The 16,920-nt window shown below is 31.1% G+C and carries 11 protein-coding genes; 2 read left to right on the top strand and 9 right to left on the bottom strand.

What is annotated here, in order from left to right; all coding sequences use genetic code 11:
• Positions 1 to 13: 13 nt before the first annotated feature.
• Positions 14 to 325 (top strand): hypothetical protein, encoded by a 312-nt coding sequence (locus ACY2IJ_RS14350; protein WP_476725004.1) that lies wholly within the window; start codon positions 14 to 16, stop codon positions 323 to 325.
• Between the two features lie 53 nt (positions 326 to 378).
• Here the strand turns inward: ACY2IJ_RS14350 and folE are convergent, their stop codons facing one another.
• The 9 genes from folE to ACY2IJ_RS14305 all read right to left on the bottom strand — a co-directional run bounded on the left by folE (position 379) and on the right by ACY2IJ_RS14305 (position 16,113).
• A complete protein-coding gene (folE, locus tag ACY2IJ_RS14345) occupies positions 379 to 1,065 on the bottom strand; it encodes a GTP cyclohydrolase I FolE (RefSeq protein WP_476725003.1) in 687 nt (228 codons plus the stop codon).
• Positions 1,066 to 1,090: 25 nt separating this feature from the next.
• A complete protein-coding gene (hisS, locus tag ACY2IJ_RS14340) occupies positions 1,091 to 2,467 on the bottom strand; it encodes a histidine--tRNA ligase (protein ID WP_476725002.1) in 1,377 nt (458 codons plus the stop codon).
• Between the two features lie 140 nt (positions 2,468 to 2,607).
• Positions 2,608 to 5,673 (bottom strand): hypothetical protein, encoded by a 3,066-nt coding sequence (locus ACY2IJ_RS14335; protein ID WP_476725001.1) that lies wholly within the window; start codon positions 5,671 to 5,673, stop codon positions 2,608 to 2,610.
• A gap of 169 nt (positions 5,674 to 5,842) precedes the next feature.
• Entirely contained in the window at positions 5,843 to 10,141 is a 4,299-nt protein-coding gene (locus ACY2IJ_RS14330) for a hypothetical protein (protein ID WP_476725000.1), read from the bottom strand.
• Positions 10,142 to 10,336: 195 nt separating this feature from the next.
• Positions 10,337 to 12,718: a ribonucleoside-diphosphate reductase subunit alpha gene (locus ACY2IJ_RS14325; RefSeq protein WP_476724999.1), complete on the bottom strand. Its 2,382-nt coding sequence runs from the start codon at positions 12,716 to 12,718 to the stop codon at positions 10,337 to 10,339.
• Positions 12,719 to 12,812: 94 nt separating this feature from the next.
• On the bottom strand, positions 12,813 to 13,784 hold the full coding sequence (locus tag ACY2IJ_RS14320; protein WP_476724998.1) for a ribonucleotide-diphosphate reductase subunit beta: 972 nt from the start codon (positions 13,782 to 13,784) through the stop codon (positions 12,813 to 12,815).
• Positions 13,785 to 14,055: 271 nt separating this feature from the next.
• Positions 14,056 to 14,640 (bottom strand): DUF3109 family protein, encoded by a 585-nt coding sequence (locus tag ACY2IJ_RS14315; RefSeq protein ID WP_476724997.1) that lies wholly within the window; start codon positions 14,638 to 14,640, stop codon positions 14,056 to 14,058.
• A 71-nt stretch (positions 14,641 to 14,711) separates the two neighbouring features.
• Positions 14,712 to 15,461, bottom strand: coding sequence for a uroporphyrinogen-III synthase (locus ACY2IJ_RS14310; protein WP_476724996.1), 750 nt, complete (start codon positions 15,459 to 15,461; stop codon positions 14,712 to 14,714).
• Positions 15,462 to 15,468: 7 nt separating this feature from the next.
• A complete protein-coding gene (locus ACY2IJ_RS14305) occupies positions 15,469 to 16,113 on the bottom strand; it encodes a DUF4271 domain-containing protein (protein ID WP_476724995.1) in 645 nt (214 codons plus the stop codon).
• Between the two features lie 85 nt (positions 16,114 to 16,198).
• Between ACY2IJ_RS14305 and ACY2IJ_RS14300 the strand changes: the two genes are divergently transcribed.
• Positions 16,199 to 16,918, top strand: coding sequence for a polyprenol monophosphomannose synthase (locus ACY2IJ_RS14300; protein ID WP_476724994.1), 720 nt, complete (start codon positions 16,199 to 16,201; stop codon positions 16,916 to 16,918).
• Positions 16,919 to 16,920: the final 2 nt, after the last annotated feature.

Genomic DNA, 16,920 nt, shown 5'->3' with positions numbered 1-16,920 from the left:
AAACGTAGTAATTATGAAAAGAATTATTATAGACCACACAAAAGTTACTGATGAAATTTTAAACATTATTATGGAAGACTATCCTGATGGATATACTGACAGAGATGTATTAAAGTTTAAAAACCATAAAGGTGAACAAATTGAAGCTTTAGAAATTAAATTAAACGATGACATTTATTTAGTTAAAGTAGGAACCAAATTAGACAAAGCTATTGATAATTTTTCTGATGATGATTCTGATGATGACACTCCAAACGAAGATGCAGACATTGAGGTAGATGATGACATTATTAACGAAGATGATTCGGACGACGAGGATAATTAACACAAAAAAGCCTAGCAAAATTTGCTAGGCTTTTTGATTTCTTTTGTAAAACACTAAAATTTAGTTTCTAATTTAATGTAGTCTCTAAACTCTTTTTGCTTTTCTACATTTTTAAAAGCACCTCCAAATTCTGCTGTTACAGTAGAACTTTCAATATCTTTTACTCCTCTAGAATTTACACATAAATGTTTGGCATCAATAATACAAGCTACATCTTCTGTACCTAAGGCTTCTTGCAAAGCTTTTACTACCTGTCTTGTTAAACGCTCTTGTACTTGTGGTCGTTTTGCAAAATGATCTACAATTCTGTTCATTTTAGACAATCCTACCACTGTACCTTTAGAGATATAAGCTACATGTGCTCTACCAACAATTGGTAGCAAATGATGTTCGCAAGTAGAATAAACCACTATGTTTTTTTCTACCAACATTTCTCCATACCTGTAACTATTGTTAAAGGTAGATAATTTAGGTTTGTTTTGTGGATTTAACCCACCAAACAATTCTTTAACATAAGCTTTAGCCACACGTCTAGGTGTTCCTTTTAAGCTATCATCTGTTAAATCTAATCCTAAAGTTTCCATGATTTCAAGAACATTTTCTTGAATCTTTTCTATCTTTTCTTCATCTGATAACTCAAACGCATCATCACGTAACGGTGTGCGTGTTACATCTCCAATGTGGTTATCACCTATATCATCTATTTCTTCGTAGTTCATTATGTCAATTTCTTGGGACATATTTATAAAATTATAAGATGCAAATTTACGAATTAATTATTACTTGTAGCAATTCTTCTAATTTATACATCGTTTGTTTACCTGATTCCATGTTTTTTAAGGTATAACTACCTTCTGCCATTTCTTTTTCGCCTACTAAAACCACAAACGGAATGCTTCTTTTATTTGCATACATCATTTGTTTTTTCATTTTGGCAGCACTTGGGTACAATTCTGATTTTACTCCTCCTTGTCTTAACTTGGCTATTGCTTTTGTCGCATACAAAGCCTCATCATTACCAAAATTTATAAATAAAACTTCTGGTCTAGGCAATTCTACTTCTTTAAACAAATTTAATTCCTCTAAAACCAAGTAAATTCTGTCCAATCCAAACGAAATTCCAACTCCACTCATATCTTTTAAACCAAAGATTCCTGTTAAGTCATCATAACGTCCACCTCCACCAATAGATCCCATCTTTACATTTTCAGGAGCAGCAACTTCAAAAATAGCTCCTGTGTAATAATTCAATCCTCTAGCCAAAGTTACATCTAAAGTTAGATTTGCAGTTTGTAATCCTACCGATTCTATGTTATCAATAATAAATCTTAATTCTTCTACTCCTTTAGTTCCTTCTTCAGAAGTAACTAACATTTCTTGTAGTTGTTTTAATTTTTCTTGATTGGTTCCTGTAAAACTAAACAAAGGAGCTACTTTTTCTAAAGCCGATTCAGAAATTCCTTTTTCAATCATTTCTTTAGTTACTCCTTCTTTTCCAATTTTATCTAATTTATCTAAAGCTACAGTAAAGTCTATCAACTTATCACTTGCTCCAATAATTTCTGCAATTCCCGATAAAATTTTACGATTATTCATTTTTATACTTACACCTTCTAGCCCTAATTTAGAGAATACGGTATCGTACAATTGAATAAAATCTATTTCTTGCCATAAAGAATCACTTCCTACAACATCGGCATCACACTGGTAAAACTCTCTAAAACGTCCTTTTTGAGGTCTATCAGCTCTCCATACGGGTTGAATTTGATATCTCTTAAATGGGAATTCTATTTCATTTTGATGTTGTACAACATAACGTGCAAAAGGTACTGTTAAATCGTAGCGCAATGCTTTTTCAGAAATTATACTTGTTAATTTCTGACTGTCTTTGTTGTTTAACAACGTTTCATCTGCTTTCTTTAAATAATCACCAGAGTTTAATATTTTAAAAATTAAACGATCTCCTTCTTCTCCATACTTTCCCATTAGGGTTTGTAAATTTTCAAAAGAAGGTGTTTCTATAGATTGAAATCCAAATGTTTGAAATACCGATTTAATGGTAGAAAAAATATAATCTCTTTTTGCTACTTCTGCCGGTGAAAAATCTCTAGTTCCTTTAGGAATACTTGGTTTTTGTGCCATATAGGTCCTTATATTTTAGAAAGCACAAATATAAATAAACTACAGTCCATTTTATCTATAATTCATCAGCTATTTATAAATACAAAAAGCATCTGTAATATTTTACAGATGCTTGTGAAGTTTTAATTATTTTATGAATCCTATAAAAATAACTTTTTTACTAAAACCCCTTGTTTACTTTCTACTTTTAAAATAAGAATGTTAGAAGTTTCTAAAGGTGCGTTTATTGTTTTTGTATTGGAAGTTTTGATGGTTCTTCCTGTAAAATCTATAATGCTTAGCTTAGTTATATCATACACATTAGATGTTACTGTAACTGTTTTTTGTTGAATTTGAACATTTACATTGTTCGGGTTTATTTTTTTTGTTGATAATTCTCCTTCTTGTTTAAAGGTTAAAGAGAATCTGTCGCTATACACACCCGATTTTAATGTTTTTTTAACAATTTTGTTTTTTAAAGGTTCACTAACACTTAATTCTTTATCTTTTAAAAAGATTTCTTTGTCTATATTATTAACACCATCTAACATAAATGCAACTTCATTGTCTTGCTCTAAAACAACTTTTAGTGGTATTTCTGTTTCATCAGAAACACTTCCTGCGCTTGCCAAAACGTATTTATTTTCTTGATGTTCTATATATATGTCTGTAGGGTTTTCATCATACAATTCTGCGTAATAACCTGGTTTTCTTTCTCCAAAATTATTCCCTTCTTTAAAATTAATCCCTATTTGCCTGTGAAACTTAGTATTGTTTTCTAAATTAAATTCAAAACCTAATCTTAAAGATGTTGTTTGGTTTTGTGGCAATGGTTCCTCATTGTCTACAGGTGTTGGTGTTTCATTTTGTACTTCTTTTAAGAAAGATTCTATGTCATCATAATTTTCTGTAGTAGTCTTTAAGGTTTTTAATTTTGCTGCTTTAAAAAACCTAGAGGTACTTCCTATTTTATGAATAACTCTTTGAGAGTTTTTAAATTGAATTTTTCCTTTTATTGAGGTGGGTGTACTTACCATAAACCCTTGCCCTACGGGAATATATCTTGTTGGAATTTTTCCTTCAAATTTTTCTCCATTTACAGTTACCGATGCCGCAACTCCACCACCGTGTCTTGTATACACTCCATAACCTCCTTGGTACTCTACCCTGTAATGACTTTTACTTTTATCTTCATAAAAATACAAAGCATCTATAATATCACTATTGTCTTCTAAAAATTTATCGGCATCTAAGGCACTTGGATATGGGTTTCCTAATAAACTTGTAGAATATTTACTAACTGAAAATTCATAATCTCCACTATTAGGAACTCCTTTGGCTACATATGTTTGTGCTAAGGTTCCTGGTTCCTTAATTGCCAATCCTTGACCAATAGGAACAGTTCCAGTACTTCTTTCCATCTTCCAGTTTCCATTATCGTAATAACTATTTATCCATTCTGTACTCATAATGGTTTTATTACTTTCTTGTAATCCGTCAGAACCTTCATTATCATAATAAAAATCTCGTCCTATAATAGAGTTCGTTCTTCCATCTCTTAAGCTTCCTGCAAAAGAATAATTTAATTTGTTGTTACTTACCGGAGAACTTATATAACTAAATGAATACTTATTTTTAGCTGGTGGTGTAAACGATGTGTAAAAGCCTGTTCCCGAATTTTTATTTTTTCCAGTATGTGTTTGTAACAATTGTCCTCCATTATATAATATTAAGTAGGAATTATCGGCTGCTATCACTTCATCTTTAACAGTAATACTTGCTCCATTGTGTAATATTAAAGCTGTTCCTTCTTTAATTTCTAATGATTTTGCTTTAAAACCAAGTGTTCTTACAAATCCATTTTTTATAATTACTGGAGATGATTCACTTAAATCTGAAGGTGCACTAGGAGACCATCCTCCGTTATGTCTATCATATACATATGTTACTTGTTTCTGATACTGAAATGTAAAATAATCAGCATCTTTTAAATCTACCTCCGTAAAAGTTGCCACTCCATTTGCAATCGTAGCTTCGTAAGAATGATCTATAGTTCCAAAACTTGCATCCGAAGAAACTAACATTTTAAAATCTGTTGGGATTGGATCTGTTCCAAAATTCAAATCAGCCAATTTTAAACTCACTGTAACCGTACCTACATCTGCTTTGTTATTTCCTGTTGATGTTCTTGAAGATGTAGCCCATATTGTATTTAATCTTTTTACTCCTGATATTTCTGTAAAAGAATAATCATTGGTTTTATTTTGACCCCATATTAAATATTCATCCTTCTCTAAGTTACTTGGATTGCTTACTGATACAATTCCTGTTCCTTTGGAAGATGTTCTAGAGTTGTTATTATTATCTTTACCAATACCTGTTACTTCATAATCATATCCTTTGTCATCTCCTTTATAAACATCATTTGCACCTAGTGGAATGTTATATTTTGCTGATAAATAATTTTCTATTAAAATTTTATCCACTATTTCCGCATCAAAATCTTCTCTAGAATGAATTACTTCGAAAATATTTTGTTTTAATGCTTTGTTTCCTGTTGTTCTATAATAGTTAAGATCGCCAAACATGATACTCATATTTGATGTCCATTTAAAATGATTTGGATCCGTAATACTTGTTGTTGATTGTAGAACTCCGTTTTTATAAATTTTTAATTTATTATCTCCAGTCCTACTTATAAATGTTATTGTAGGGTTTAAATAATCTTGTACTTTTCCAAAAGTGTATTTTTTAGGTGATCCGCTTGGAAAATTAAACTCAAAATTCTTTTTGTTTACCGATAATTCATATCCTCCATTTGTTGAAAACACTCTTCTTCCTTTCTTTGGACTTGATTCTTTACTTTGCCATACCACAATAATTGTGTGTGTGCTTTGACTTAATTGTCCTTTAACAGGTTCGCTGTATAATTTTTCTGATTTGTTGTCAAAAACAACCGCAGGCATTCCGTTGGTTTTATTTGCTTCTATAGTAGGTGTGTTACTAGGTCCGTGAGGTGTGTATAAGTTTTCTTTCCCTGACAAATCAGACCACTGGAGTCCTACAGCAGAAGGTTTTGAAATATCAACACCTTTATCTGCTCTTAACCAAAGCATTAAATCAGTACCGTTTGATGCTGTAGAGCCTACACCTCCTGGCCCTAAATCTTGTGCAAAAACACTTAATGTTGTGAATATAAACAGATTAACACTTAGAAAAAACTTCATCTTTTTTTTATTTATAGCTGACACAAAGCTACAAAAAACATAACATTTGTCATTATAAAAAACATTAACATTTGTTGCTTTATTTCTAAGAAATTTATTTTTCTAAAAACCATAAAAAAAGCATCTGTAAAATTACAGATGCTTAGTATATATTGCACATAATTAAAAATTAGAATACTAACTTTTTAATTAAAACACCTTGCTTGCTATTTACTTTTAAAATAACAACACCAGAAACTATTCCTGATACATTTATAACGTTTGTATTACTGTTTTTAACTATTTTACCTGTAAAATCTATAACACTTAGTGTATTAATATCATACACATTAGAAGTAACTGTAATTATTTTATTAGCAATTTCTATTTTTAATTTGTTTTCATCTAATTTATCTACTAACAATGAAGTATCTTCTTTAAAGGTTAAAGAAAATCTATTATCATAAACACCAGTTATTAAATTCTTTTTAACTACGTTTCCTTTTAATGATGTTTGAGTTGCTTCTTCTTTATCGTTTAAATATATTTCATCAATTTCGTTTACATCATCTAACATAAACAAAACTTCTTTGTCTTCATCTAACACAACTTTAATTGGAATTTCTGTTTCTTGAGATATAGCTCCTGCGCTGGCCAAAATATATTTCTTGCCATTCACTTCTATATAGGCATCTTTACCTTTCTCATCAAACAACCCTGCATCATAACCAAAATCAAAAGTTTCTAAAGTATTTCCTTCTTTAAAACTAACCCCCAATTGTCTATGGTAAAATTTATCATTTACTTCCATTTCAATTCCTAAACGGAAAGATGGTAGTATGTTCCTATTTTTTTCTAAAGTCTGTAAGCTATTTTGTTTAAAAAATACTGATGAATTTCCTAACACAGCAGAAACTCTTTGTGAATTCTTAAATACAACCGGAGCTGTAGTTCCTCCAGGAACATCTTCTTCTATAGACACAAAAAATCCTTGACCTACTGGTATATTCACTTCAGGAGTTAAGGTTCCTGCAAAAGAGCTCTCGTCATAAGCAGATGTTGATGCTGCCACACCTCCTCCATTTAGTGTGTAAACGGCATATCCTCCATCATAGTCTTCATAATAATGACTATTACTTGTTGTTTGATCTTCATAAAAATACAACGCATCTACATTTGGATTGTCTGTTAAAAACACATCCGAATTCAAAGCACTTGGATAAGGATTTCCTAACAAAGCAACAGAGTTTTCAGCAATTGTAAAAGAGTACTCTCCAGCATTTGGAATTCCTTTAGATATATAAGTTTGTGCCGTAGTTCCTGGTTCTTTTATAGTATATCCTAAACCTATTGCAACATTGCTGCTTGGTGTTTGTGAAACAAAACCTAAAGCATCACTTGGATATGTGTACAACCATTCTTCACTTAAGGTGGTTGAATTAGATCCTTGACTACCATCACTATTATCACCGTCAAACACAAAATCTTTACCATCATTGGTTAAAGTTAACGCATTTGTTCCTCTACCATCTTTTAAATTAGTTTCTAAATTATAAGTAGTTCCATTGCTTGTTGATGGGCTTATGTATGAAAAAGAATATACATCTTTAGCTGGGGTGGTAAATTGACTGTAAAATCCGCTTCCTGTATTAGGATTGGTGGTTATCAATCCGTTTGGATCTTGTACCAATTGAGCTGTACCTAGCATTTTAAGCTCTCCGCTAGAATTTAATGTTATTCCTTTTGTAACGGTTAGTGTTCTTGCTGTAGCCATTGCTAAAACAGCACTATTAGCAACATTTACAGAATTCACCTCTGCATTATTATTAATTGTTACATTTCCACTTAACACTCTTACATCAAAACAATCATCATTTGTATTTGGTGTACTAGAACCAGATCTAGAAGCTAATGGATGGTTCCACGAACCATTATACACAATAGTATTAGCCAATTGTAATGTAAAATAATCTCCATCAGCAAAATTAACACCTGTTGCACTTATTTTCCCGTCAAATAAAGTCATTTCTATTTGTTGTGATGGTGAGCTAAAATCTGAGTTATTATCAATAATTAATACATAATTTACACAACTATCCTCTATTTCTGTTGTAATATTTAATTCCGATGCCGTAAAACTAATATCAACGGTTCCTACACTTCCGCCAGTTTCATCAACTCTCCACTTGGTGGTTAGTCTTTCTACGTAATTAGCAGATGGTATTGTTTGAAAATCAAAATTTGAATTGATTTGATCACAAGCCCATAACATATATTCTCCTACATCTAAATCAGATGCATTTTTTATTCTAACAGGACCTGTTCCTTTAGCATCTAAATGATAATCTGTTGTTGTTTGTCTTCCTATTCCTGCCAAATGGTGATCAAATAACCCCGAACCGTTGTCATAACTATATTTATCGTTAATACTTAGGCTGATATTATACTTGGCACTTAAGTAGTTATTTAATATTATTTTCTGTGTTTCGTTAATGTTTTTATTAAACATTAACACCTCTGCTAAATTTAAACCTAAATACCTAGCTGTAGCTCTATTTACCCCTAACTTAATATTATTAAAGCCAGCCATATTTGTTGCGTTTGTTAAAGATGTTCCTGTTTGTTGAGAAACTCCATCAATATAAGTATCAAGTGTATTGTCTGCATTTCTACTAAATCCTAAAATATTATTAGATTCTGTAAAAGAGTAGTCTCCCAAGCTTATATTACCCGATCCATTAGATCTTATATAAAAATTAGAATCATTTGTGTGAGATATTTGTATAGACCCACTATCACTAGAATTATCACTATTAGAAAACAAAGATGCATTATTCTCTAAAGCTTCGTTCTTTTTCCAAACAAAATACATATCATAAGAACTGTCTGTAAAATCATCTATATCAAAAATCATGGCATCAGCAACACCATCTAGTGTCAACACATCATAATTATTGATTTGATTAGCTCCAAATTCAGGATTTGTAGAATTAGGTGTTAATGAATAAGTACTCACACCATTGTGTAAATATCCTGATTGATCTGCCCATGCAGTAATTTCTCCTGACAAAGCTGTTACTCCTGCATCTGGTCTCATCCACATATACATAGCACCTCCATCTACAGAACCTATTCCTCCTGGTCCTTCATAACCATCAACCCCTTTGTCAACTGGATCTCCTCCTCCTGTTCCTGAAGTTCCAAAATAATAAGGAGTTGCATCGTTACTTGCTATCGTTACATAATCATTATCCGAAATATCTACATTTTCAAAAACTGCAATCCCTGTAGAGCTATTATAACTAGAGGCATTATAAACAGTTGTTCCTGTAACAAAATCAGTATCATTATCCACTAATAATCTTAAACTAGAGCTTGTAAAATTAGCTTTGTTAGCCGAAAAACTTAAGTCCATAGTTATGGTTACTGTACCTAAATCATTTCTTTTACTAGCCCTCCACAACCTAGACAATCTATTTTTTAACCCTGATGGTAAATTAGATTCTTCATCTACAGTTACAGAAGCATTGTTGTGTCCTATAAACAAATATTCATCATTACTTAATGATGACGGGTTACTTAATCCTAACGCTCCTGTTCCCTGTGCACTAACACTATTAGAACCATTTGTTGCTTGTCCAATTCCTACGACATCAAAATCAAAATTTCCGTTTGCTGAATTATCTTCATTATAAAAATCATTTGTAATAGCAATAGCATACTTTGCACTTAAGTAATTACTTACAATAATTCTTTCTGCTAAATTTAAAGTGTATTTGTAATGAATAATTTCTGCTACGTTTGATTCTAGATGTTTAGAATTTGTTCTATCTCTATCTACTCCTATCTGAAATCGAGTTGTTAAATTATATGCATTGCTATCACTTATACTTCTCCCCGAAAGTATACTAGATTCATTTCTATACACATCTAATGTATGGTTTGAGTTTCTAAATACATTAAAAATAGTAGGATTGTTATAATTAGAGTAACTTTCTATTGCAACATCTGAATTACTATAACAATGAATATTATTATTGTACATATCAAATTGAAAAGCTCCATCACCAAAATTACCTGGCATAGAGTATATTCCTGATTCAGAATTAGGAGAGGTTGTTTCTATATCCCAAACTATAAATAAAGTATGACTGGTATCAAATATATCTGAAAAAGAAGAAGAAATTAACTCATCTCCACTAGTTCCGTTTATCCCATCAAAATCTATAATAGGCATATTGTTATAAGCACTAGAACTAGCTACATAAGCAGGTCTTTGACTGGTAGTTGGAGCCGATACATTTGTTCCGTTTCCAGATTGATCTGCCCATACACTTACCCCTGATGATTGAGTTACACCTGCATCTGCTTTTAACCAAAGATACATAGAACTTCCATTTGTTTGTCCAACCCCACCAGGTCCTTTTTGAGCAAAAAGACCAACAGACAGTACACAATATATTATTGTTAATTTTATTTTAGATAGCATTTATTTTTTATTTAGCTTTTACAAAAATATTACATTTCTTCTCCAGAATTAGTTAACAAATGTTAAAACACCTATTGACCTAAATATATATCTCATTAATATACAAAATAATACAAACATTTACCTGCTTAAAAAACAAAAAACTGGCTTCTGTTACAGAAGCCAGTTTTATAATATAATAATATACCCTATCTCTTAAGACCCACACATTTCGCAGTCGTCTGGATTTTCTTTAGATTGTAAAACCATGGCTTTAAATTCTTCAGGAGACATCGGTTTGTCCTCTTGTTTTTTATCGTTATTTAAAGTAAACTTAATTGCATTTACCGCAGATTTAGTTCTTAAATAATACATTCCTGTTTTTAAACCTGATTTCCATGCGTAAAAATGCATTGATGTTAATTTAGAGTAATTTGCATCTTCCATAAATAGGTTTAAAGACTGAGATTGATCGATAAAATATCCTCTTTGTCTAGACATATCAATAATATCTTTCATACTTAATTCCCAAACAGTTTTATACAACTCTTTTAAATCGGCTGGAATTTCTTCAATATGTTGAATAGAACCATTAGCTCTCATCAACTCTTCTTTTAAAGCATTGTTCCACAAACCTAATTCCACTAAGTCTTCTAATAAGTGTTTATTTACAACAATAAACTCTCCTGACAATACTCTACGTGTATAAATGTTAGATGTATAAGGTTCAAAAGCCTCGTTATTTCCTAAAATTTGAGAAGTAGATGCTGTTGGCATTGGAGCTACTAATAAAGAGTTACGAACTCCATTCTTTTTTACTTGCTCTCTTAATGTTGCCCAGTCCCAACGACCACTTAATTCATCGTCTTTTACTCCCCATAAATTAAACTGAAATTCTCCTTGAGATATTGGCGAACCTTTAAAAGTAGAATATGCTCCTTTTGCAGTGGCTATTTCCATAGAAGATTCTACGGCAGCAAAATACAACGTTTCAAAAATATCTTTATTTAACTCTTTAGCTGCATCAGACGTAAATGGCATACGTAACATAATAAATGCATCTGCCAAACCTTGAATTCCCAATCCAACTGGACGGTGTCTCATGTTAGAGTTTTCTGCCTCTTTAACAGGATAGTAGTTTCTATCAATAACGGTATCTAAATTACGGGTTACTTTTTTAACTACTTTATATAATTTATCGTGGTTAAAGAATTTTTCTCCTTTATCGTTGGTTTCTACAAACATAGGAATTGCAATAGAAGCTAAGTTACACACAGCAACTTCATCTTTTGCTGTATATTCCATAATTTCTGTACACAAGTTAGAAGAACGTATTACTCCCAAATTCTTTTGATTTGATTTGCGGTTTGCTGCATCTTTATACAGCATGTAAGGGTTTCCTGTTTCTATTTGTGCTTCTAACACTTTTTCCCACAACTCACGTGCCTTAATGGTTTTACGCCCTTTTCCTTGTGCTTCGTACTGTGTATACAAAGATTCAAATTCTTCTCCATAAGTATCATATAGTCCAGGACATTCATTAGGACACATTAAAGTCCACTCTCCATTTTCTTCTACACGTTTCATAAATAGGTCAGAAATCCAAAGTGCCAAAAACAAATCTCTTGCTCTTTTTTCTTCTGCTCCTGTATTTTTTCTTAAGTCTAAAAATTCAAAAACATCGGCATGCCAAGGTTCAATATATATAGCAAAAGAACCTTTACGCTTTCCCCCTCCTTGATCTACATAACGTGCTGTGTCGTTATACACTTTTAACATAGGGATAATTCCGTTTGACGTTCCGTTGGTTCCACGGATGTAAGACCCTGTAGCTCTAATATTGTGAATAGACAAACCTATACCTCCTGCAGATTGAGAGATTTTTGCTGTTTGTTTTAGTGTATCATAAATTCCATCAATACTATCATCTTGCATTTGTAATAAAAAACAAGAAGACATTTGTGGTTTTGGAGTTCCTGAATTGAACAATGTTGGAGTTGCGTGTGTAAAGAACTTTTTACTCATTAAGTTATAAGTTTCTATAGCCTCTTCAATATCATCCAAGTGTATACCTATAGCTACACGCATCAACATATGTTGCGGACGTTCTGCTATTTGTCCGTTTATTTTTAACAAATAAGAGCGTTCTAATGTTTTAAAACCAAAATAATCGTAATTAAAATCTCTATCGTAAACAATGGCAGAGTCTAATTCTGCTGAATGTTCTTCTATAACTTTATAAACCTCATCAGACAACAATGGAGATTCTAAACCTGTACGAGGGTTTACGTATTCGTACAGTTTTTTCATGGTTGCTGAAAAAGACTTTTTAGTGTTTTTATGTAAGTTAGATACTGAGATTCTAGCTGCTAATTTTGCATAATCAGGATGAGCTGTTGTTAACGTTGCTGCAATTTCTGCTGCCAAATTATCTAATTCCGAAGTTGTTACTCCATCATATAAACCTTCAATAACACGCATGGCTACCTTTACTGGATCTACTAATGGGTTTAATCCATAACAAATTTTTCTAATTCTTGCTGTGATTTTGTCAAACATCACAGACTCCTTGTGCCCATCTCTTTTGATTACATACATAGTCTTAAAGTTTTAATTTATAGAGAATAATATTCTAACACTATGGTTGAATCCATAGTGGAAAAAATATTAAAATAGTTTTTTTATTTATTTTTTAGAAATCTGCATCAAAGCTAATCTCTCCTGTTCCGCCAGATTTTACTCCTGCTTTTTGATAATCGGAAACTCGTTTTTCAAAAAAGTTTGTTTTACCTTCTAAGGAAATCATATCCATAAAATCGAATGGGTTTTCAGAATTGTAAACTCTTTCACATCCAAATTCTACCAATAATCTATCTGTTACAAACTCTAAATACTGACTCATTAACTTAGCGTTCATTCCTATTAAACTTACAGGTAAAGATTCTGTAATAAATACTTTTTCTATATCTAACGCGTTGGTAATAATTTCTTTAATACGGTCTTTTGGTACTTTGTTTATAATGTGATTGTTGTGTAAATGTACTGCAAAGTCACAATGCAATCCTTCATCTCTAGATATCAATTCATTAGAAAAAGTTAACCCTGGTAACAATCCACGTTTTTTCATCCAGAAAATAGCACAGAAACTTCCCGAAAAGAAAATTCCTTCTACGGCTGCAAAAGCAATTAATCGTTCTGCAAAAGATTCAGACTCTATCCACTTTAAAGCCCAATCTGCTTTTAATTTAATCGCAGGAAAATACTCTATAGCTTTAAATAATTTATTTTTTTCTTCTTCGTTTTTAACATAGGTATCAATTAATAAGGAATATACTTCTGAATGAATATTTTCCATCATAATTTGAAAACCATAAAAGAATTTTGCTTCTGCGTATTGAACTTCACTTACAAAGTTTTCTGCTAAATTTTCGTTTACAATTCCATCTGAAGCTGCAAAAAAGGCTAATATATGTTTAATGAAATAACGTTCGTCATCATTTAATTTATTTTCCCAATCTACTACATCTTGGTGTAAATCTATTTCTTCAGCAGTCCAAATACTTGCTTCTTGTTTCTTATACCATTCCCAAATATCTTGGTGTTGGATAGGAAAAATTACAAATCTATTTGGATCTTCTTGTAAAATTGGTTCAACTTGAGACATATTCTTATATTATTATTTCTTGAGTAATTGTTTTTTCGTGTTAACAAAGATTGCAAAAAATAGTCTTGAATAAAAGATATACTTTTCCACAAAACATAAAAGTTCTTAACAATTGGCTAAAAACCTGCGGAAACACCACAAAAACACAAAGAACTGAAAAACAATTAATTATATTTAAAACTATTTTAAATAAGACTATTCCAATACTAAAAAAAGCCCTATAAACAAAGGGTTTATAAAGGCTTTTTTTATAAATTTTAAATGTGCTTTTTTATTTTTTGTTCTTCTGTTTTTTCCATTCTTCTGCGACTTTCTCTAATTCCAAGTACCAATTTTCTCCAAATTTTAAAATCAAAGCATTCTTTAAAAACTTGTATACAGGTACTTGTAGTTCTTTTCCTAAAGTACAAGCATCGTCACAAATATCCCAAGTATTGTAGTTTACGGCTGAAAATTCAGAATAATCCTGAACTCTTATAGGATATAGATGACAAGAAATCGGTTTTTTCCAATCGACCAAACCTTTATTGTATGCTTGTTCTATTCCACATGAGGTTATTCCTTTCTCATCAAACGTAACAAAGGCACATTCTTTTCCATTTACCAATGTTGTTTCGTGCTCTCCAAACTCTGATGTTGTATAAGTCCCTTGTTCCTCTATAGCCTGTACACCTTCTGATCGCAAAAGGTGTTTAATTTTTGGATAAACTTCATTTAATTTTTGGATTTCTTCATCTAAGACAGGAGCACCAGCATCTCCTGCAACACAACATTCTCCTTTACAAGCCGCTATATTACACACAAAGTCTTTTTCTAAAACTTCTTCTGAAACTATTGTTTTTCCTATCTGAAACATGGATTGTTAATTTTAAAAATAAAAAAAAGCCTATTAAAAAATAGGCTTTTTGTACTTACAAAAATATAAAATTATTTCTTGTTAACTTCTTTTATGTACTTTTCTAAAGCCATTGTCATAGAAGGTGTTTCTGGCGATGGAGCTGAAATATCAACTTTTAACCCAGCCTCTGTAGCTGCTTTTACTGTTGAATTTCCATACACAGCAATTCTTGTGTTATTTTGCTTAAATTCTGGAAAGTTTTTAAACAACGATTGAATTCCTGATGGGCTAAAAAACACCAACACATCATAAAAAACATTTTCTAAGTCAGACAAATCACTTGTTACAGTTCTATACAAATCTACTCTTCTCCAATCTACCCCCATTGTATCTAAAGCTTCAGGAATTGTGTCTTTTAATTTATCTGATGATGGTAATAAGAATTTTTCTGTTTTGTGTTTCTTAATCACCTCACACAATTCAGGAAAACTTCTTTTTCCTACATATATTTTACGTTTTCTATACACTACGTATTTTTGTAAATAATAGGCTACAGCTTCAGATTGACAGAAATATTTTAATTCATTAGGCACTTTGTACCTCATTTCTTCTGCTATTCTAAAAAAGTGATCTACAGCATTTCTACTTGTTAAAATAATAGCAGAATATTTACTTAAATCTATTTTTTGATTACGAACGTCTCTTACCGTTAATCCCTCAACATGTATAAACGATCTAAAGTCTACCTTAACTTTTTGTTTTTCTGATAATATGGAAAACGGAGACAACTGATCTGATTTAGGTTCTGGTTGAGATACCAATATTGTTTTTACTTTCATCTTTTTCTTACTCTATATATCCCTTAAACAAATAAATAAACGGAAATATTTCTAGTGTGCAAAGATACAAAATAATATAAAACAATTTACCTGAGAGACCATTTTTATTATTACCAAACAGTGCTAAAAGCCTTATAACGTATAAAACCAAAGCACAGATCCCAACAATTAACGACCAATTTTTTAATTGATTTAAATGTAAAAAAACATACAAAACAAACAAGTATAAAACCAATAATATTATTGCTAAATAATTGATTTCCAGTATCAACATTTGTTTACCTTGTTGTTTAGAGTTCCTAAAAAAGTTAAACATTTCTACTAGTGAATATTTAACCACAAAATAAAAAGAACTCCACATTAATACTTTAAAATACAATCCTAAAAAATGTTCATAAATATAGGTTACTTCATATTGTAAAAGCAATATTAACGGAGCTATAACGGTAATCATAAACCCAAAAACAAAAATATAATACAACGAAATTGTAAACAAAGAGTAGTTGTAAAAATACCTATTAGAAAAAAAAGTAGTAAAAAACATTTTTGTCCTTTTTAAATCTACCATACTCATTAAAAACACAAACAACAAAGGAAGTAGCAATACAATTCCTACTTGATTATAATATGTTAAATCTAATTTTTCTGCCATTATGTGTGTGCTGTCTAAAAGGGTACAAATGTTGCTGTAAAATTAGGAATAAAAAAACGTAAATTTGACAAAACAAAAATCAAGTATGCAACAAGCGTTAATTATTATACCCACACTTAATGAAGTTGAAAACATAGAAACTATTATTACAGCTGTGCATCATGTTAATGCTACGTATCATATTTTAATTGTTGATGATAATTCTACCGATGGCACTATTGAAACCGTCAAAAAACTGCAATACATTTATCAAAACCTCTATTTAGAAGTTAGAACTCAAAATAGAGGTTTGGGTAAGGCTTATATACATGGTTTTTTATGGGCTCTTGATAAAAATTACGACTATATTCTTGAAATGGATGCTGATTTTTCACACAACCCAAAAGACATTCCTAGACTGATAAAAGCTTGTGAACAAGGAGCTGATTTAGCCATAGGGTCTAGATATATTAACAACAAAATAAATGTAATTAATTGGGACTTTAAAAGGCTAATTCTTTCTTACTGTGCTTCTAAATATGTAAAATTTATTACTGGAATCCCTGTTTTTGATACCACAGCAGGTTTTATTTGTTATAAAAAAGCAGTACTAGAAAGTATTAATTTTAGTCACATCCGATTTACAGGATATGCTTTTCAAATAGAAATGAAATTCAAAGCATGGCTTTATAATTTTTCTATTAAAGAGGTAGCCATTATCTTTACCGACAGAACTAAAGGGACTTCAAAATTAGACAGCTCTATTATTAGTGAAGCTATTTTTGGTGTGATTAAAATGAAATTTAAAGGACTAACAAAAAAATAAAT

The sequence above is a fragment of the Wenyingzhuangia gracilariae genome (assembly GCF_056387575.1).
The sequence above is the reverse complement of the archived record's forward strand: the minus strand, read 5'-3'. Positions and strand labels throughout refer to the sequence as shown.

Coding starts and splice junctions, on each gene's coding strand:
- ACY2IJ_RS14315 (WP_476724997.1), bottom strand. CDS start 14,640: ATGTTTCAGATAGGAAAAACAATAGTTTCAGAAGAAGTTTTAGAAAAA.
- ACY2IJ_RS14330 (WP_476725000.1), bottom strand. CDS start 10,141: ATGCTATCTAAAATAAAATTAACAATAATATATTGTGTACTGTCTGTT.
- hisS (WP_476725002.1), bottom strand. CDS start 2,467: ATGGCACAAAAACCAAGTATTCCTAAAGGAACTAGAGATTTTTCACCG.
- ACY2IJ_RS14300 (WP_476724994.1), top strand. CDS start 16,199: ATGCAACAAGCGTTAATTATTATACCCACACTTAATGAAGTTGAAAAC.
- ACY2IJ_RS14335 (WP_476725001.1), bottom strand. CDS start 5,673: ATGAAGTTTTTTCTAAGTGTTAATCTGTTTATATTCACAACATTAAGT.
- ACY2IJ_RS14320 (WP_476724998.1), bottom strand. CDS start 13,784: ATGTCTCAAGTTGAACCAATTTTACAAGAAGATCCAAATAGATTTGTA.
- ACY2IJ_RS14325 (WP_476724999.1), bottom strand. CDS start 12,718: ATGTATGTAATCAAAAGAGATGGGCACAAGGAGTCTGTGATGTTTGAC.
- folE (WP_476725003.1), bottom strand. CDS start 1,065: ATGTCCCAAGAAATTGACATAATGAACTACGAAGAAATAGATGATATA.
- ACY2IJ_RS14350 (WP_476725004.1), top strand. CDS start 14: ATGAAAAGAATTATTATAGACCACACAAAAGTTACTGATGAAATTTTA.
- ACY2IJ_RS14305 (WP_476724995.1), bottom strand. CDS start 16,113: ATGGCAGAAAAATTAGATTTAACATATTATAATCAAGTAGGAATTGTA.
- ACY2IJ_RS14310 (WP_476724996.1), bottom strand. CDS start 15,461: ATGAAAGTAAAAACAATATTGGTATCTCAACCAGAACCTAAATCAGAT.